Below are 18,029 nucleotides of genomic sequence, written 5' to 3'. Positions count from 1 at the left end.
CCATGCTATGCCACCGGTGAAAAGCGAGGGTAGGGCATGGATCGGCATTTCGATTTCGTCGTCGTGGGCAGAGGCATGATGGGGGCGGCGGCGGCGCGCCACCTCACGGCAAAGGGCGCTTCCGTCGCGCTCGTCGGGCGGGGAGAGCCGGCCGACTGGCAGAAACACGACGGCGTCTTCGCCAGCCACTATGACAGCGGCCGCATCACCCGCACGATCGACCAGGACCCGGACTGGGCGCTGCTCGCCAAGCGGTCGATCGCCCGCTACCGCGCCATCGAGGCGGAGAGCGGCATAGGCTTCTACGGCGAGACGGGCTGCCTGATCAGCGGCCCCGCCGGCGGGGACTTCATCAATGCCGTCAAGGCCGTCGCGGAGCGCTATGCGCTGGAGGCGCCGCTCCTGGACCGGGCGACGTTGCGGGCGCGGTTCCCCTGGTTCGACCTGCCGGAAAGTTCCGCCGGCGTCTTCGAGGTGGAGGGCGCCGGCTATATCGACCCGCGCAAGCTCGTCGCGGCGCAGGTCGCCTGCATGGAAAAGGCCGGCGGCGTTTCCATTCCCGACGATGCCCTGTCGGTGACGGATGCCGGCGACCGCGCCTCGGTGGCGTTGAAGGCGGGCGGCACGGTCACCGGCGGGCGCGTGCTGGTGGCGACCGGCGGTTTCTCTCGCGCACCGGGGCTCCTGCCGAAGGTACCGGCGCTTGCCATCAAGGCGCGCACCGTCGTGCTGGCGCAGCTGTCGCCCGAGCAGGCGGAGGCCTATCGCACCATGCCGTCCTGGATCGACGAGAGCGCCGGCCCGGCCGATCATTTCTACTTCCTGCCGCCGATCGTCTATCCGGACGGCCATTCCTACCTGAAGATCGGCGGCGACCCGACCGAGGTGGAGATCGAGGAGGAAGAGGCGATTCGCGATTGGTTCCGCGGCGAGGGGCGCCCGGAGGCGATCGTGCATCTGAAGCGCCTGCTTGCACGCTCCATTCCCGACCTCGATCCGGTCCGCCTCGTCTCCGCGCCCTGCGTCACGACCTATACGGTGCATGGCTATCCCTATGCCGGCTTCGTGGGGAGCGACCGCATCGCGCTCCTGACCGGCGGCAACGGGGCGGCGGCGAAGAGTTCCGACGAGATCGGCCGCATCGGCGCGGACCTGGTGATTCGCGGGAAGATGGACGAACCGGACTACATGACGGATTTCGCGGTTCATTTCCGCTAAGACACTGGTCTTTCCCTTCCGTATCGGTTAGTCAGCGCCTGCCAGTTGGCCGGGCAGCCGCGCCTTGCAAGGGCCGAAAGGCCGCAGGGTGAGGAAAGTCCGGGCTCCACGGAAACACGGTGCCGGATAACGTCCGGCGGGGGCGACCCCAGGGAAAGTGCCACAGAAAGCAAACCGCCTTCCCCGGAAGGTAAGGGTGAAAGGGTGGGGTAAGAGCCCACCGCGGCCATGGCGACATGGTCGGCACGGTAAACCCCACCGGGAGCAAAACCGAATAGGGATGACGCGAAGCGCGCAAGCGCTTCAGCCCGTTTCCGGGCCGGTCATCCGGGTGGGTTGCAAGAGGCCGGGCGCAAGTCCGGTCCCAGATGAATGGCTGCCACGTTCCGGCGCAAGCCGGAGCCATACAGAACCCGGCTTACAGGCCAACTGGCAAAAATCTCTCCCCTGAAGAACGATTTTTCATGACGCGTTAATGCGCTGAATTCCTTGGGGTTCGCGCATGGCTTGCCGCGTGCCGAAACGCACGCCCGCGGTGTTCCGACCCACGCAAATACAAGGCGTTGGCAGGGGTTTCCTAACCATTTGTTAAACTTAACGCCTTATAAACATTTGACGGTCTCATCACGGGGAACGAGGTCACTTCCCATTGACGCCCATATGGTCCCATGGTATCCCAAACTCACACTGCACGAGGACGCATGAGCGTCCGATCATCGCAAAGCTTTGAGGCTAACCGGCTGGGGACGGTGCGTCGCGTAGGCGACGCATCAGGGCTGGCTTGCGTGCGCGGTGTTGTGTTGGGTCGGCCGGGGCGGATGCACAGCGCCTGGGCTCTGGAAGCGGCTGTATCGCGTCATGAACCGGTTCCTGTCGAATGCGACAAACAGGATCGATGCCAAGGGGCGGGTCTCCGTTCCGTCGGCCTTTCGCTCCGTCCTGTCGCAGCGCGACATCCGGGAGCTGTACTGCTTCCAGGATTTCTTGTTTCCGGCGATCAGCGTCGGCGGGCTGGATCTGCTCGATCGTTTCGAGCGCCAGATCGCCAGCGAGGACGTTCTTTCGCCGCAAGCCAACCGGATGTCGCTCCTGGTTCACGGGGGCGGGGTCTTCATGAAGCTCGATTCGGAAGGGCGCCTGCCGGTCACGGATTTTATCCGCGACTATACGGGCATCACCGCGGAGGTGACCTTTGTCGGTCGGGCGGATCATTTTCAGCTCTGGGCACCGCAGACATTCCTAGCCACGCAGGCGGCTGCCCGGGAAGAGTTCAGGACGCGAGGTCTGGGCTTGGGGTAAGACGGAGAATCGGAATGGCGGCGGATCTTGGCGGAGGTTTTTCTGATGCCGATGGCGGACCGGTCCGTCACATTCCGGTTCTTCTCTCCGAGGTCCTCGCGGCGCTTTCGCCCAAACCCGGCCAGGTCATCCTCGACGGCACGTTCGGCGCGGGCGGCTATACGTCCGCCATCCTTGCCGAGGGGGCGGACGTCATCGCGCTCGACCGCGATCCCAACGCCATTGCCGGCGGCAAGGCGCTGGTCGAAGCATCCGGCGGCCGGCTGACCCTCATCCATTCGCGCTTTTCCGAGCTTGCCGAGCACGCGCCCGCGGGCGGGCTCGACGGCGTCGTGCTCGATATCGGCGTCTCCTCCATGCAGATCGACGAGGCGGAGCGCGGCTTCTCGTTCCAGAAGAACGGGCCGCTCGACATGCGCATGTCGGCCACCGGCGTCTCGGCCGCCGATGTGGTGAACCGTGCAAAGGTCTCCGATCTCATCCGCATCTTCGGCTTCCTCGGCGAGGAGAAGCAGGCCGGGCGCATCGCCCGCGCCATCGAGAAGGCGCGCGAGAAGGAACCCTTCACCACGACGCGCCAGCTCGCCAACCTCATCGAGCTGACGACGCCGCGCAAGGCCAAGGACAAGATCCACCCGGCGACGCGCGTCTTCCAGGCGCTGCGCGTCTTCGTCAACGACGAGCTCGGCGAACTTGCCGAAGCCCTCTTCGCCGCCGAGCGTGTGTTGAAGCCGGGCGGGCGGCTGGTCGTCGTCTCCTTCCATTCGCTGGAGGACCGGATCGTCAAGAAATTCTTCCAGGATCGCGCCGGCAAGGCGGCGGGCTCCAGGCATCTGCCGCAAGTCCACGACAAGGCCGCAACCTTCGCACCAGTCGGGCGCCCTATGGTGGCGGCTGGCGACGAGGAGAGTGCGGTCAATCCGCGCGCCCGATCCGCGAAGCTGCGGGCAGGCGAGCGCACGAGCGCCCCCGCCGGGACGGATGATCTGTCCATTTTCAACCTGCCGAACCTTGCCGACCTTGCGAAGATGGGAAGCTGAGTGATGTTCCGTACCCTTGATGTCGTGATGATCGCCGTCATGACGGCAGCCGCCACCGTCACCTATTCGATCAAGCACCAGGCCGAGAACAAGCTGGAAGAGGTGCGCAAGCTCGACGCCGAGATCAAGCTGGAGGAGGACACGATCGACCTCCTCAAGGCCGACTGGGCTCTCCTGACCCAGCCGAACCGCCTGAACCGCCTGGTGAAGACCTTCGAGGCCGACCTGAAGCTCGTGCCGACCGAATCGACCCAGCTCGCCCAGCCGAACGAATTGCCCATGCCGACGGCCGAACTGCCGGCGCTGGCGCCGGAGAAGGACGAGAAGGTCGCCCAGAAGAACAAGAAGAAAGCCAAAGGCACGGACGCAATCCAAACCGGATCGGTGGCAAACTGATGTCGTTTCTCTCCCGCATCATGGACCTCAAGAGCAAGGCGCATTTCAGCGCCGGCGGCAACAACAACCGCGCGGCCGGCAATGGCGGCCATGCCTTCGAGGGAACGCGCAAGCGCTCCGGCTCGCAGGCCCGCAGCCGCGTCGCCGTCATCATCTGCTGCTTCGGCATGGTCTATGCGGTCATCGGCGGCCGCCTCGTGCAATATGGCATGGCCTCGCCCGAAACCGTGTCCTCGATCGGCCCCGCCGACCACCTGATGGCCTCGCGCCCCGACATCGTCGACCGCAATGGCGAGATCCTCGCCACCGACATCCGCACCGTCTCGCTCTATGCCGAGCCGCACAAGATCGTCGATGCGGACGAGGCGGTGGAAATGCTCGCCACCGTCATGCCCGACCTCGACCGGCGCGGCATCTACCGCAAGCTCACCTCGAAATCCCGCTTCCAGTGGCTGAAGCGCCAGCTGACGCCCAAGCAGCAGAGCCGCATCCTGGCGCTCGGCATTCCCGGTGTCGGCTTCCGGCCGGAAAAGCGCCGCTTCTATCCGGGTGGCGTCACCGCCTCGCACATCGTCGGCCATGTCAACATCGACAACCGCGGCATTGCCGGCATGGAACGCTATATCGACAACCAGGGGCTCGCCGACCTCGCCGCGATCGGCATGACGAGCGATGCCAAGCTGGAGCCGGTGCGCCTGTCCATCGACCTGCGCGTCCAGGCCATCGTGCGCGACGTCGTGGCGACGGGCATGGAGAAATACAAGGCGATCGCCGCCGGCGCCGTCGTGATGGATGTGCATACGGGCGAGATCCTCGCCATGGCCTCGGTGCCGGACTACGATCCCAACAACCCGGCCGAAGGCGCCAAGGAAGGCTGGATGAACCGCATGTCGAACGGCACGTTCGAGATGGGCTCCACCTTCAAGAGCTTCACGACGGCGATGGCGCTCGATTCGGGCAAGGTGAAGATCACCGACAGCTTCGACGCCCGCGCGCCGATCCGCATCGGCGGCTTCACCATCAAGGACTTCCACGGCAAGCACCGCGTGCTGACCGTGCCGGAGATCTTCCAGTACTCCTCCAACATCGGCACGGCCAAGATGGCCGACGTCGTCGGCATTGCCGGCCACAAGGAGTTCCTGACGCGGCTCGGCCTTCTGACCCGGCTCGAAACCGAGCTGCCGGAGGTGAAGACCCCGACGCAGCCGCGCGAATGGAAGAAGATCAACTCGATCACCATCTCCTTCGGCCACGGCGTCTCGACGACGCCGCTGCAGACGGCGGTGGCCGCGGCGGCGCTGATGAACGGCGGCCTCCTGATCAACCCGACCTTCCTGCCGCGCACGGTGGAGGAGGCGAACGAGGTGGCCAAGGTCGTCGTCAAGCCGGAGACCGGCGACAAGATGCGCTACCTCTTCAAGCTCAACGCGAACGACGGTTCCGGCCGCCGCGCGCTCGTTCCGGGCTTCAATGTCGGCGGCAAGACGGGCACGGCCAACAAGGTCGTCGGCGGCCGTTATTCCAACACCCAGAACTTCAACGCCTTCCTCTCCGCCTTCCCGATCGACGACCCGAAATATGTGGTCCTCACCTTCATCGACGCGCCGCAGACGGGCGAGGGCGGGGGGCGCACCGCCGGCCTCAACGCCGCGCCGATGGTCGGCGAGATCATCCGCCGCTCGGCCGCCCTTCTCGGTGTAAAGCCGAAATTTGGTGAGGACGGGTCTGCCTTGCTTGTGTCTTATTGAATGGAGAAGACGGGAGGCCGATTCGAATGGAAACGGCTTCCACTGGAAAGCAGCAGAGCGGACAATGAAGATCAGTGACCTCGCCGGACCCGAAACCGAAGACCTTTCCGCCGCAGCCGCGATAGACATCGGCGGCATAACCAGCGACAGCCGGAAGGTGAAGCCGGGCGATCTGTTCGTTGCACTCTCGGGCACCAGGGCCGATGGCAGCGCCTTCATCGCCGATGCCGTCTCGCGCGGCGCCGCCGCGGTTGCCGTTGCCGCCGGCAGCACGGCCGAAGCCTCCGTCCCGGTCATCCCCGTTGCCGAGCCGCGCCGGTTCCTGGCGCTTGCCGCCGCCCGCTTCTACGGCCGCCAGCCGGAAACCATGGTCGCCGTGACCGGCACGGCCGGAAAGACCTCCGTCGCCTCCTTCACCCGCCAGATCTGGGCCCATGCCGGCCACGCCGCCGCGATGATCGGCACGACCGGCGTCGTCGCGCCCGGCCGCAACGACTACGGCTCGCTGACGACGCCCGATCCGGTGTCGCTGCACGAACTGCTCGCCGAGCTTGCCGATGCCGGCGTCACCCATGCCGCGATGGAAGCGTCCAGCCACGGCCTCGACCAGGCGCGTCTCGACGGCGTGAAGCTTGCCGCCGCCGCCTTCACCAATCTCGGCCGCGACCACATGGATTACCACCCGACGGTCGAGCACTACATGGCCTCGAAGATGCGGCTGTTCGATACGCTGCTCGCCAAGGGCGCGCCCGCCGTCATCTATGCCGACGACGAATGGTCGGGCGTTGCGATCGAGGCGGCGCGGAAGGCCGGGCTCGATGTGCGCACGGTCGGCCGCAAGGGCGAATACCTGACGCTGAAGCGCGTCGAGCATTTCCGCCACAAGCAGACCGCCGAAGTGCATGTCGGCGACGACATCTATGAAGTGCATATCCCGCTCGCCGGCGATTTCCAGGTGGCGAACGCCCTGGTGGCGGCAGGCCTTGCCATGTCGACCGGCGTTCCCGCCGCCGTCGCCATGGCCGCGCTCGAAAAGCTGATCGGCGCCTCCGGCCGGCTCGAACTGGTGGGCCACGCCAGGAACGGCGCGCTCGCCTATGTCGACTATGCCCACAAGCCGGATGCGCTGGAAAACGTGCTGACCTCCGTGCGCCCCTTCACGACGGGCCGCGTCATCGTCGTCTTCGGCTGCGGCGGAGACCGCGACAAGGGCAAGCGGCCGATCATGGGCGAGATCGCAACGCGCCTTGCCGACGTGGTGGTCGTCACCGACGACAATCCGCGCTCCGAGGTGCCCGAAGTCATCCGCTCCGAAATCATGGCGGCGGCCAGGGGCGCGACCGAGATCGGCGATCGCGCCGAGGCGATCCGCAGCGCCGTCCGCATGCTGCAATCCGGCGACACGCTGATCGTCGCCGGCAAGGGGCATGAGGAGGGGCAGACCGTCGGCACCGTCACGCTGCCGTTCTCCGACCACGCGGAATTGCGCAAGGCCCTGGAGGAACTCGACCGTTGAAATGGCTCTGGACCACGCCTGATCTTGTCGCCGCCCTGAATGGCCGCCCCATCGGCAACCTGCCGCAGGGCGTCACCGGCATTTCCATCGACAGCCGCAACATCGCGCCGGGCGAAGCCTTCTTCGCCATCAAGGGCGACCGCGTCGACGGCCATGATTTCGCAAGCTTCGCGGTCGCGAACGGCGCGGCGCTGCTCGTCGTCAGCGAAGGCAAGCTGCCGGCGCTCGGCCGGCTCGTCACGCCGATGATCGTGGTGCCGGACGTGCTCCAGGCGCTCGTCGACCTCGGCTGCGCGGCGCGCGACCGCACCGCGGCCCGCATCATCGCCGTCACCGGCTCCGTCGGCAAGACGACGACCAAGGAGATGCTGCGCCAGGCGCTCGGCCCCTCCGGCAGCGTGCACGCCTCCGTCGCCTCCTTCAACAACCATTGGGGCGTGCCGCTGACGCTCGCCCGCATGCCGGAGACCACCGATTACGGCGTCTTCGAGATCGGCATGAACCATCCCGGCGAGATTCGCCCGCTGGTCGCCATGGTGCGCCCGCATGTGGCGATGGTCACGACGATCGCGCCGGCCCATCTCGGCAATTTCCGCGATCTCGAGGAGATCGCCGCCGCCAAGGCGGAGATTTTCGAGGGTGTCGTGCCGGGGGGGCACGCCCTTCTCAACCGCGACAACGAGCAGTTCGCCTTCCTCGAAAAGGCGGCTGAGACGGCCGGCGTCTCGCATATCCACAGCTTCGGCGCCGATGCCAAGGCGGAGTTCCGCCTGCTCGATTTCATCCCGAGCGCCGAGGGCGGGCTTTTGCGCGCCGCGGTCGGCGGGCAGACGCTGGAAGTGCCGATGGGCGCGCCCGGGCGGCACATTGCCGAAAACGCCGTCGCCGTGCTCGGCGCGGTGCATCTTGCCGGCGGCGATATCGAAAAGGCGATGGCGGGGCTTGCCACCATGCAGGCGGAGAAGGGGCGGGGACGGCGCTACCGGCTCGCCAAGGGTGGCGGCTGGTTCACGCTGATCGACGAGAGCTACAATGCCAACCCGGCCTCGATGCGCGCGGTGATCGCGCTGTTGCGCGATGCCGAGCCGCATGGCCGGGGCCGGCGCATCGCCGTGCTCGGCGACATGCTGGAAATGGGCGAGCATTCGCCTCTCGTCCATGCCGGCCTTGCCGAACCGCTTCTGGAGGCGGGCATCGGCGACGTCTGGCTCGGCGGACCGGACATGGCGGCGCTGCGGGATGTGCTGCCGGAGGGCGTGGCGACGGAATACCGCGACACGGCGGACGCGCTTGCCGCCCATGCGCTCGATGCGGTGCAGCCGGGCGACGTCCTGGTCGTGAAATCGTCGAAGGGCACGGGATTCAGCCGTATCGTGGCGGCCCTGCTTGACAAATATCCGACGTTCCCGGAGAGGGAACGCGAGCTTTGAGGGAGGTTCGGCCGGGCAGATGCCCGCCGGGCCTTCTTTTTTATGGAATCGACATCTCCGTCCGCGGTCGGTCACGCCGCGGATGATGCGGGGAACCTTTTGGGGAAAGGGTGACAATGCTGCTTTGGCTCGTCGAGCTGGCTGACACCGTCCAGGTGTTCAACCTGTTCCGCTACATTACCTTTAGGACGGGCGCTGCGCTGTTCACTTCGGCCACCATCGTCTTCCTCTTCGGACCGATGATCATCTCCTCGCTGCGCATCCGCCAGGGCAAGGGCCAGCCGATCCGTGCCGACGGACCGCAGACGCATTTCAAGAAGGCCGGCACGCCCACCATGGGCGGCCTGATGATCCTTGCCGGCATCGTCGGCAGCGCGCTGCTCTGGGCCGATCTTTCCAACGTCTATGTGGTCGCGACCCTGCTCGTGACGCTCGGTTTCGGCGCGATCGGCTTCTACGACGACTATCTCAAGGTCACCAAGCAGACGGAGAAGGGCTTTTCCGGCAAGGCGCGCCTCGGCCTCGAATTCATCATCGCGGGCGTGGCGACCTACTTCATGATGCGCGCCTCGCTTGCGACGGGGGCGGCCGGCTCGACCTTCGGCTCCTCCATCGCCTTTCCCTTCGCCAAGGATTTCCTGATCAATCTCGGCATCTTCTTCGTGCTGTTCGGCGGCTTCGTCATCGTTGCCGCCGGCAATGCGGTGAACCTGACGGACGGGCTCGACGGCCTTGCCACGGTTCCCGTCATGATCTCGGCCGCCTCGTTCGGCGTCATCGCCTATCTCGCCGGCAACGCCGTCTTCGCGAACTACCTGCAGATCCATTTCGTGCCCGGCACGGGCGAGCTTGCCGTCGTGCTCGGCGCGGTCATCGGCGCCGGCCTCGGCTTCCTGTGGTTCAACGCCCCGCCGGCCGCCATCTTCATGGGCGACACCGGTTCGCTGGCCCTCGGGGGCCTCATCGGCACGGTCGCCGTCGCCACCAAGCACGAGATCGTCATGGCGATCATCGGCGGCCTCTTCGTCATGGAGACGCTGTCGGTCATCATCCAGGTCGCCTCCTTCAAGCTCACGGGCCGGCGCGTCTTCCTGATGGCGCCGATCCATCACCATTTCGAAAAGAAGGGCTGGACGGAAAGCCAGGTCGTCGTGCGCTTCTGGATCATCGCCGTGGTGCTGGCGCTGGTCGGCCTCTCCACGCTCAAGCTGCGGTGAGCCGGTCATGATCCCCGTCACCACCTTCAAGGGAAAGACGGTCGCGCTCTTCGGGCTCGGCGGCTCCGGTCTTGCGACGGCACTGGCGCTTGCCGCGGGCGGCGCCGAGGTCATCGCCTGGGACGACAGCGCGTCGAGCGTCGAGAACGCGTCGTCCGCCGGCATCCGGACGGGCGACCTGCGCAGGCTCGACTGGAAGGCCGTGGCCGCGCTGGTGCTTTCGCCCGGCGTGCCGCTCACCCATCCCAAAGCCCATTGGAGCGCGGACCTTGCCCGCGCCGCCGGCGTCGAGATCATCGGCGATGTCGAGCTCTTCGCGCGCGAGCGCCGGGCGCATGCGCCCGATTGCCCCTTCGTCGCCATTACCGGCACGAACGGCAAGTCGACCACGACGGCGCTGATCGCCCATGTCCTCAAGGCGAGCGGGCGCGATACCCAGCTCGGCGGCAATATCGGCACGGCGGTGCTGACGCTCGATCCGCCGAAGGCCGGCCGCTTCTATGTGGTGGAGTGCTCCTCCTACCAGATAGACCTGGCGCCGACGCTGAACCCGTCCGCCGGCATCCTTCTCAACCTGACGCCCGACCATCTCGACCGCCACGGCTCGATGGAGCACTATGCCGACGTCAAGGAACGCCTCGTCGCCGGCAGCCGCACGGCGATCGTCGGCGTCGACGACAGTTTCTGCGAGCGCATCGCCGACCGCGTCGAGCGGGCCGGCACGAAGGTCGTGCGCATCTCCAAGCGCAACGTGCTGGCCGACGGCATCTATGCCGATGGCCCGCGCCTCGTCCTGGCGCAGGGCGGAGCGACCCGCGTGATCGCGGACCTTTCCCCGATCGAGACCCTGCGCGGCGCCCACAATGCGCAGAATGCCGCCGCGGCCGTCGCGGCATGCCTTGCGGTCGGCCTCAGTGAGGACGAGATCCGCGCCGGCCTTGCCTCCTTCCCGGGCCTCAGGCACCGTATGCAGCCGGTCGGGCGCAAGGGCGAGACGCTGTTCGTCAACGATTCGAAGGCGACGAATGCCGATGCGGCCGCGCCGGCGTTGTCGAGCTTCGAGCGCATCTACTGGATCGCCGGCGGCGTGCCGAAGGAGGGCGGGATTTCCTCGCTCGGTGCTTTCTTTCCGAAGATCGCCAAGGCCTATCTCATCGGCGAGGCGGCGCCCGCCTTCGCGGCGACGCTCGGCGAGGCCGTGCCCTTCGACATGTCGGGCACGCTGGAACGGGCGGTCCAGGACGCGGCGGCGGATGCCGAGCGGGAAGGAAACGGCCCGGTTGCCGTTCTGCTCTCCCCGGCTTGCGCAAGCTTCGACCAGTACAAGAACTTTGAAGTCAGGGGTGATGCCTTCGTGAAACACGTTTCGGCGCTGCCGGGCGTGTCCATGCTGGTCGAGGTTTAGGATGGTGTCGGGATTTGCGACCTTGCTCCTCTCTCCTCCGTCATCCTCGGGCTTGACCCGAGGATCCACGCGGCACGCACGGTGCAAATGGATCCTCGGGTCAAGCCCGAGGATGACGGAGGAGAGGGAGTGGACGCAGCAGAACCCGAACCGCTCAGTGAGAGGAACGAGACATGGTTAGTCGTGCCGAACGTGGTGCATTGGCGGACTGGTTCTGGACGATAGACCGGTTCTTCCTGGCGGCCTTCATCCTGTTGATGGGCCTTGGCTTCATGCTGTCCTTCGCGGCCAGCCCGCCGGTTGCCGAGCGCCTCGGGCTCGACAGCTTCCACTTCGTCAAGCGCCACGCCGTGTTCCTGATCCCGGCCATCGCGGTGATGTTCGGCATTTCCTTCATGTCGCCCCGCCAGGTGCGGCGCGCGGCGATGATCCTTCTCGTGGTCTCGCTTGCGGCCATGGTGCTGGCGCTGTTCTTCGGCGTCGAGGTCAAGGGCTCGCGGCGCTGGATCTCGATCGGCAGCTTCTCCATCCAGCCGTCCGAATTCATGAAGCCGGCCTTCGTCGTCATCTGCGCCTGGCTCTTTGCCGAACATGCCCGCCAGCCGGAAATCCCCGGCAACCTCTTCGCCATCATCCTCTTCGGCATCGTCGCGGCGCTGCTCGTCGCCCAGCCAGACCTTGGCCAGACCATCCTGACGGCTGCCGTCTGGGGCGGCATGTTCTTCATGGCCGGCATGCCGTGGCTGTGGATCATCGTGCTCGGCGGCGCGGCCGTCGGCGGCCTCCTGACGGCCTACACCTTCCTGCCGCATGTGGCCGGCCGTATCGACAAGTTCCTGACCGGTGAGGGCGACACGTTCCAGATGGACACGGCGCGGGAAGCCATCATCCGCGGCGACTGGTTCGGCCAGGGGCCGGGCGAGGGCACCGTCAAGCGCATCATCCCGGACAGCCATACCGACTTCATCTTCTCCGTCGCGGCCGAGGAGTTCGGCATCCTCTTCTGCATGGTCATCGTCATGATCTTCGCCTTCGTGGTGATGCGCGGCCTCAACCATGCCTTCAAGGAGCGCAACGATTTCACGCGTTTCGCCGTCGCCGGCCTCGTGCTGCAGATCGGCACGCAGTCGATGATCAATATCGGCGTGAACCTCGAGCTGCTGCCGGCCAAGGGCATGACGCTGCCGCTGATCTCCTACGGCGGCTCGTCGATGATCGCGATCTGCGTGACGGCCGGCTTCATTCTGGCGCTGACCCGCCACCGCCCGGAAAAGCGCGCCTCCGAGCGCAGCCTCTTCCGCGGCGGCATCGTGGCGCCTGCGGAGTGACCGGTTCGATGGCGCATGTGGGTTTCACCCCCCTCTGCCCTGCCGGGCATCTCCCCCTCAGGGGGGGAGACCGGCTGGAAGCAAGGCGGTGCCACGATTCAATCTCCCCCCTTGAGGGGGAGATGCCCGGCAGGGCAGAGGGGGGTAATGCCTCCGCAACGCACAAGGCATGCACTCCATGAGCAAAGGCATCGTTCTCCTCGCCGCCGGGGGCACCGGCGGCCATCTCTTTCCCGCAGAGGCGCTGGCGCATGAGCTGAAGGCCGGCGGCTGGTCGGTGCATCTCGTCACCGACAGCCGCGCCGAGCGTTTTGCCGGAAAATTTCCGGCGGACGAAATCCATGTCGTTCCCTCCGCGACGATCGGCTCGAAGAACCCGGTCAGCGTCGTGAAATCGCTCTTCACGCTGTGGAAGGGCATTCGCGTCGCGCGCAAACTGATGGCGCGCCTGCGGCCGAAGGTGGTCGTCGGCTTTGGCGGTTATCCCACCGTTCCGCCGCTTCTCGCCGCGACGGGCATGGGCATCCCCTCGATGATCCACGAGCAGAACGCGGTGATGGGCCGCGCCAACAAGGCGCTGGCGAACCGCGTGAAGGCGATTGCCGGCGGCTTCCTGCCGGAGACGGGCGGGCAATATGCGGCAAAGACGGTGACGACGGGCAATCCGGTCCGCCCCGCCGTGCTCGAAGCCGCGGCCATTCCCTACCAGGCCTCGGCGGAGGGCGAATTCCGCCTCGTCGTCTTCGGCGGCAGCCAGGGCGCGCAGTTCTTCTCCAAGGCCATCCCCTCGGCGATCGCGGCGCTGGAACCCGCCGACCGGGCGCGGCTCAGAATCACCCAGCAGGCGCGGCCGGAAGACCGCGACGAGGTCGTGCGCACCTATGGCGAGCTTGGCATTCCGGCCGATGTCTCGCCCTTCTTCACCGACATGGCGTCGCGCATCGGCAACGCCCATCTCGTCATCAGCCGCTCCGGCGCCTCGACCGTCTCCGAAGTCTCGGTCATCGGCCGTCCCGCCATCCTCGTGCCCTATCCCTATGCGCTTGATCACGACCAGGCGGCGAATGCCGCGGCGCTGGCTTCGGGCGGCGGGGCGAAGGTGATCGCGCAAGGAGAGCTTTCGACGGAGCGCCTGGCGGGCATCGTCTCCAAGGCGATGCATGACCCGGCGGGCATGACGGCCATGGCCGCAAACGCCAGAAAGGCGGGCAAACCGGATGCCGCGCGCTTGCTCGCCTCGATGGTTGAGGCTATTGCGGGCGGCAGGCCCATTGCACAGTTCAAGGGCGCACAATTCAAGGGAGAACGGCCATGAAGATGCCGCAGAGCATAGGGCTCGTTCATTTCATCGGCATTGGCGGCATCGGCATGAGCGGCATTGCCGAGGTGCTGCACAATCTCGGCCACAAGGTGCAGGGCTCCGACCAGGCGGACAGCGCCAATGTGCAGCGCCTGCGCGAGAAGGGCATCGATGTCTTCGTCGGCCACAAGGCGGAAAACCTTGGCGACGCCGAAGTGGTCGTCGTCTCCACCGCCATCAAGAAGAACAACCCGGAACTCGTCGCGGCGCGCGAAAAGCTGCTGCCGGTCGTGCGCCGCGCGGAAATGCTCGCCGAGCTGATGCGCTTCCGCAATGCCATCGCCATCGGCGGCACGCATGGCAAGACGACGACGACCTCGATGGTCGCGACGCTTCTGGAGGCCGGTGGCCTCGACCCGACCGTCATCAATGGCGGCATCATCAACGCCTACGGCACGAACGCGCGCATGGGCGAGGGCGAGTGGATGGTGGTGGAGGCGGACGAATCGGACGGCACCTTCCTGAAGCTGCCCGCCGACATTGCCGTCGTCACCAACATCGACCCGGAACATCTCGACCACTACGGCAATTTCGACGCCGTGCGCGCGGCCTTCCGCCAGTTCGTCGAGAACGTGCCGTTCTACGGCTTCGGCGTCATGTGCCTCGACCATCCGGAGGTGCAGGCCATGGTCAGCCGCATCGAGGACCGCAAGGTCATCACCTATGGCGAGAACCCGCAGGCCGACGTGCGCTTTTCCAATATCCGCATGGACGGCGCGATCTCCGTCTTCGACGTGGAGATCCGCCGCCGCCGCACCGGCCAGGTCATCGCGCTGAAGGACCTGCGCCTGCCGATGCCGGGCCGCCACAACGTTTCCAATGCCACTGCGGCCATCGCCGTTGCCCAGCGTCTCGGCATGTCGCCGGAGGCGATCGCCCGGGGGCTTGCCGGCTTCGGCGGCGTCAAGCGCCGCTTCACGCTGACCGGCAGCTGGAACGGCGTGAACGTCTACGACGACTACGGCCACCACCCGGTCGAGATCAAGGCCGTGCTGCGCGCGGCGCGCGAGGCCTGCGCGGGCCGCGTCATCGCCATTCACCAGCCGCACCGCTACAGCCGCGTCGCGAGCCTGTTCGAGGAGTTCGCCGGCTGCTTCAACGAGGCCGACACGGTGATGATCGCGCCGATCTATGCGGCGGGCGAGGACCCGATCGACGGCGTCACCGCGGAGGAGATGGTTTCCCGCATCAAATCCGCCGGCCACCGGGATGCGCGCTTCCTGCCGTCGCCGGAAGCTTTGGCGCCCGTCGTCGCCGGCATTGCAAAGCCCGGTGACTTTGTGGTTCTCTTGGGGGCTGGCAGCATCACGTATTGGGCGCAGGCGCTGCCGAAGGAATTGGCAGGCATTTCGGGGCAGGTGGCATGAAGCAGGTGGATGGTGCGAAACTTCTGGCGTCGTTGGGCGAGGGGATCAAGGAGGTCCGCGGCCGTCTGACGCCCGATGCACCGATGGACCGCGTCACCTGGTTCCGCGCCGGCGGCCTTGCCGAGCTGATGTTCCATCCGCACGACAGCGAGGACCTCGCCATCTTCCTCAAGCTCGTGCCGGAGGAGGTGCCGGTCACCGTGACCGGCGTCGGCTCGAATCTCCTTGTGCGCGACGGCGGCATTCCGGGCGTCGTCATCCGTCTCTCGGCCAAGGGCTTCGGCGATGTCGAGCTCGCGGGCGAGAACCGGATCAAGGCCGGCGCGATCTGCCCGGACAAGAACATCGCCGCCATGGCGCTCGACCACGGCATTGCCGGCTTCGAATTCTATTACGGCATTCCCGGCTCGATCGGCGGTGCGCTGCGCATGAATGCCGGCGCCAATGGCGGGGAGACCAAGGATCTTGTCGTGGAGGTGCACGCGATCGACCGCAAGGGCAATCCGCATGTGCTGTCCAATGCGGACATGGGCTATACCTATCGCCATTCCGCCGCGCCGTCCGACCTGATCTTCACCCACGCCGTCTTCCAGGGCGCGGCGGGCGACAAGACCGATATCCGCGGCAGGATGGATGCGGTGCGCCAGCACCGCGAGACCGTGCAGCCGATCCGCGAGAAGACCGGCGGCTCGACCTTCAAGAACCCCGAGGGGCATTCGGCCTGGAAGCTGATCGACGAGGCGGGCTGCCGCGGCATGATGATCGGCGGCGCACAGATGTCGCCGATGCACTGCAATTTCATGATCAACACGGGCCAGGCCACCGGCTACGAGCTGGAATATCTCGGCGAGACCGTGCGCAGCCGCGTGCTGGAGCATTCCGGCATCATGCTGCAATGGGAAATCAAGCGCCTCGGCAATTTCATGCCGGGCTACGAGGTCAAGGAGTTCCTGGGCCGCGCAACGGCCTGATCCGACACGATTCTTGCTGGGGCGTTCGAGAAACGCCCTCTCCCCCACAGGCAAGTTCACCGAAACGAAACCGTGTGACGTCGCGCCTCCGGCGCGCGACGGCCCTGCATGCCAGGGTCCTGATGGGGGTATTCATGAACAGGAAACTTGCCGCCGAGTTCATCGGCACGTTCTGGCTCGTCTTCTGCGGCTGCGGCAGCGGGATATTGACTGCTGCCTTTCCGCAGGTCGGCATCGGCCTTGCCGGCGTCTCTCTTGCCGCCGGCATCGCACTGATGGCGATGATCTACACGATCGGCGGCATTTCCGGCGGGCACATGAACCCGGCCGTTTCCGTGGGCCTTGCCGTCGCCGGCCGGTTTCCGGCCGGCCATATCCTGCCCTACATGGTGGCGCAGGTCGCGGGTGCGACGGCGGCGGGCGCCGTTCTCTATCTCATCGCCTCCGGCAAGGCGGGCTTCCGGCCGGGCGGTTTTGCCGCGAACGGCTATGGCGATCTCTCCCCGGGCGGCTATTCGCTGACGGCCGGCCTGGTGAGCGAAGTGGTGCTGATGGCGCTCTTCCTTTTCATCATCCTCGGCTCGACCCATCGCCGCGCGCCGGTGGATGTCGCGCCCATCGTCATCGGCCTCAGCCTGACGGCGATCAACCTCGTTTCGATCCCGGTCACCAACACCTCCCTCAACCCGGCCCGCTCGACGGGCGTTGTCTTCTTTGCCGAGACGGCGGCGCTTTCGCAGCTCTGGCTGTTCTGGCTCGCCCCGATGCTCGGCGCCGTCGTCGGCGCGGCGGCCTGGAGGCTGGTCGGCGAAAGCGGCGCGGCGCAGTCCGATCCCACCCTTGCATTGAAGGCGAATATGCGTGCTTGATTAGCAGGCGCGCAGATTCATTTTCTTCGTTCAGCCCCTGTTCATGCGGGTTTAGCGAAGGCTATGCTCGGTCGCGCGTTGGTTGCGCGATGAAGCCCCGCTCCAGCGGGGTTTTGACCAGGGGGCATTCATGTTCAAGAAACTCTCAGCCGAATTCCTCGGCACGTTCTGGCTCGTCTTCGGCGGTTGCGGCAGCGCGGTGCTGGCCGCCGCCTTCCCGGAGGTCGGCATCGGCCATCTCGGTGTCGCCTTCGCCTTCGGCCTTACGGTGCTCACCATGGCCTATACGGTCGGCGGCATTTCCGGCGGGCACTTCAACCCGGCCGTCTCCGTGGGCCTGACGGTGGCCGGCAAGTTCCCGGCGTCCAGCCTTGTGCCCTATATCGTGGCGCAGGTCGTGGGCGCGGTCGTCGCGGCGGTGGTGCTTTATCTCATCGCTTCCGGCAAGACGGGCTTCCAGGCGGGCGGATTCGCCTCGAACGGGTATGGCGACCTGTCACCCGGCGGCTATTCGCTGACGGCGGCGCTGGTTGCCGAAGTGGTGCTGACGGCCTTCTTCCTCATCATCATCCTCGGTTCGACCCATGGCCGTGCGCCGGTCGGCTTCGCACCGATCGCCATCGGCCTCGGCCTGACGCTGATCCATCTCATCTCGATCCCGGTGACGAACACCTCGGTCAATCCGGCCCGCTCGACCGGCGTCGCGCTCTTTGCCGATACGGCGGCGCTTTCGCAGCTTTGGCTGTTCTGGCTCGCTCCGGTCCTCGGCGCGGTGATCGGCGCGGTGATCTGGAAGGTTGTCGGCGAGGACGACTGATCGCGGAAAAAAAGAACCCGCCGCGTCGCCGCGGCGGGTTTTCTCTCG

15 protein-coding genes and 1 other RNA gene are annotated in these 18,029 nt (G+C 66.3%); all 16 read left to right on the top strand.

Features of this window, described 5'->3' with window-relative positions:
* Positions 1 to 36: 36 nt before the first annotated feature.
* Positions 37 to 1,218: an NAD(P)/FAD-dependent oxidoreductase gene (locus tag AABQ55_RS17110; protein ID WP_272805860.1), complete on the top strand. Its 1,182-nt coding sequence runs from the start codon at positions 37 to 39 to the stop codon at positions 1,216 to 1,218.
* A gap of 41 nt (positions 1,219 to 1,259) precedes the next feature.
* An RNA gene (gene rnpB, locus AABQ55_RS17105) (RNase P RNA component class A) lies at positions 1,260 to 1,655 on the top strand.
* 421 nt (positions 1,656 to 2,076) lie between these two features.
* Positions 2,077 to 2,517 (top strand): division/cell wall cluster transcriptional repressor MraZ, encoded by a 441-nt coding sequence (gene mraZ / locus AABQ55_RS17100; RefSeq protein ID WP_244766793.1) that lies wholly within the window; start codon positions 2,077 to 2,079, stop codon positions 2,515 to 2,517.
* Between the two features lie 14 nt (positions 2,518 to 2,531).
* On the top strand, positions 2,532 to 3,557 hold the full coding sequence (gene rsmH / locus AABQ55_RS17095) for a 16S rRNA (cytosine(1402)-N(4))-methyltransferase RsmH (protein ID WP_272805859.1): 1,026 nt from the start codon (positions 2,532 to 2,534) through the stop codon (positions 3,555 to 3,557).
* Positions 3,558 to 3,560: 3 nt separating this feature from the next.
* Positions 3,561 to 3,953, top strand: coding sequence for a cell division protein FtsL (gene ftsL, locus AABQ55_RS17090; RefSeq protein WP_244766791.1), 393 nt, complete (start codon positions 3,561 to 3,563; stop codon positions 3,951 to 3,953).
* Positions 3,953 to 5,701, top strand: a complete 1,749-nt coding sequence (locus AABQ55_RS17085; protein ID WP_272805858.1) for a peptidoglycan D,D-transpeptidase FtsI family protein — start codon at positions 3,953 to 3,955, stop codon at positions 5,699 to 5,701. The genes ftsL and AABQ55_RS17085 overlap by 1 nt, the downstream gene beginning before the upstream one ends.
* Before the next feature lie 64 nt (positions 5,702 to 5,765).
* Positions 5,766 to 7,217 carry a UDP-N-acetylmuramoyl-L-alanyl-D-glutamate--2,6-diaminopimelate ligase gene (locus tag AABQ55_RS17080; RefSeq protein ID WP_272805857.1) on the top strand — a complete coding sequence of 484 codons (1,452 nt, stop codon included), beginning with the start codon at positions 5,766 to 5,768 and terminating at the stop codon, positions 7,215 to 7,217.
* Entirely contained in the window at positions 7,214 to 8,647 is a 1,434-nt protein-coding gene (locus tag AABQ55_RS17075; RefSeq protein WP_272805856.1) for a UDP-N-acetylmuramoylalanyl-D-glutamyl-2,6-diaminopimelate--D-alanyl-D-alanine ligase, read from the top strand. Before AABQ55_RS17080 ends, AABQ55_RS17075 begins: the two co-directional genes overlap by 4 nt.
* Positions 8,648 to 8,763: 116 nt before the next feature.
* Positions 8,764 to 9,864, top strand: coding sequence for a phospho-N-acetylmuramoyl-pentapeptide-transferase (gene mraY / locus AABQ55_RS17070; RefSeq protein WP_244766787.1), 1,101 nt, complete (start codon positions 8,764 to 8,766; stop codon positions 9,862 to 9,864).
* A gap of 7 nt (positions 9,865 to 9,871) precedes the next feature.
* Positions 9,872 to 11,269, top strand: coding sequence for a UDP-N-acetylmuramoyl-L-alanine--D-glutamate ligase (gene murD, locus AABQ55_RS17065; protein WP_272805855.1), 1,398 nt, complete (start codon positions 9,872 to 9,874; stop codon positions 11,267 to 11,269).
* A 173-nt stretch (positions 11,270 to 11,442) separates the two neighbouring features.
* Positions 11,443 to 12,597 carry a putative lipid II flippase FtsW gene (ftsW, locus tag AABQ55_RS17060; RefSeq protein ID WP_244766785.1) on the top strand — a complete coding sequence of 385 codons (1,155 nt, stop codon included), beginning with the start codon at positions 11,443 to 11,445 and terminating at the stop codon, positions 12,595 to 12,597.
* Positions 12,598 to 12,775: 178 nt separating this feature from the next.
* Complete coding sequence (gene murG / locus AABQ55_RS17055; protein ID WP_272805854.1) at positions 12,776 to 13,912, top strand: undecaprenyldiphospho-muramoylpentapeptide beta-N-acetylglucosaminyltransferase; 1,137 nt, start codon at positions 12,776 to 12,778, stop codon at positions 13,910 to 13,912.
* A complete protein-coding gene (gene murC, locus AABQ55_RS17050; RefSeq protein ID WP_272805853.1) occupies positions 13,909 to 15,324 on the top strand; it encodes a UDP-N-acetylmuramate--L-alanine ligase in 1,416 nt (471 codons plus the stop codon). Before murG ends, murC begins: the two co-directional genes overlap by 4 nt.
* Entirely contained in the window at positions 15,321 to 16,295 is a 975-nt protein-coding gene (gene murB, locus AABQ55_RS17045) for a UDP-N-acetylmuramate dehydrogenase (protein WP_272805852.1), read from the top strand. The genes murC and murB overlap by 4 nt, the downstream gene beginning before the upstream one ends.
* 134 nt (positions 16,296 to 16,429) lie before the next feature.
* Positions 16,430 to 17,164 carry an aquaporin Z gene (gene aqpZ, locus AABQ55_RS17040; protein WP_272805851.1) on the top strand — a complete coding sequence of 245 codons (735 nt, stop codon included), beginning with the start codon at positions 16,430 to 16,432 and terminating at the stop codon, positions 17,162 to 17,164.
* Positions 17,165 to 17,294: 130 nt separating this feature from the next.
* Positions 17,295 to 17,981 carry an aquaporin Z gene (aqpZ, locus tag AABQ55_RS17035; RefSeq protein WP_244766780.1) on the top strand — a complete coding sequence of 229 codons (687 nt, stop codon included), beginning with the start codon at positions 17,295 to 17,297 and terminating at the stop codon, positions 17,979 to 17,981.
* Positions 17,982 to 18,029: the final 48 nt, after the last annotated feature.

Source organism: Shinella sp. WSD5-1, assembly GCF_963942435.1.
Classification (GTDB): Bacteria; Pseudomonadota; Alphaproteobacteria; order Rhizobiales; family Rhizobiaceae; genus Shinella; species Shinella yambaruensis.
The sequence above is the reverse complement of the archived record's forward strand: the minus strand, read 5'-3'. Positions and strand labels throughout refer to the sequence as shown.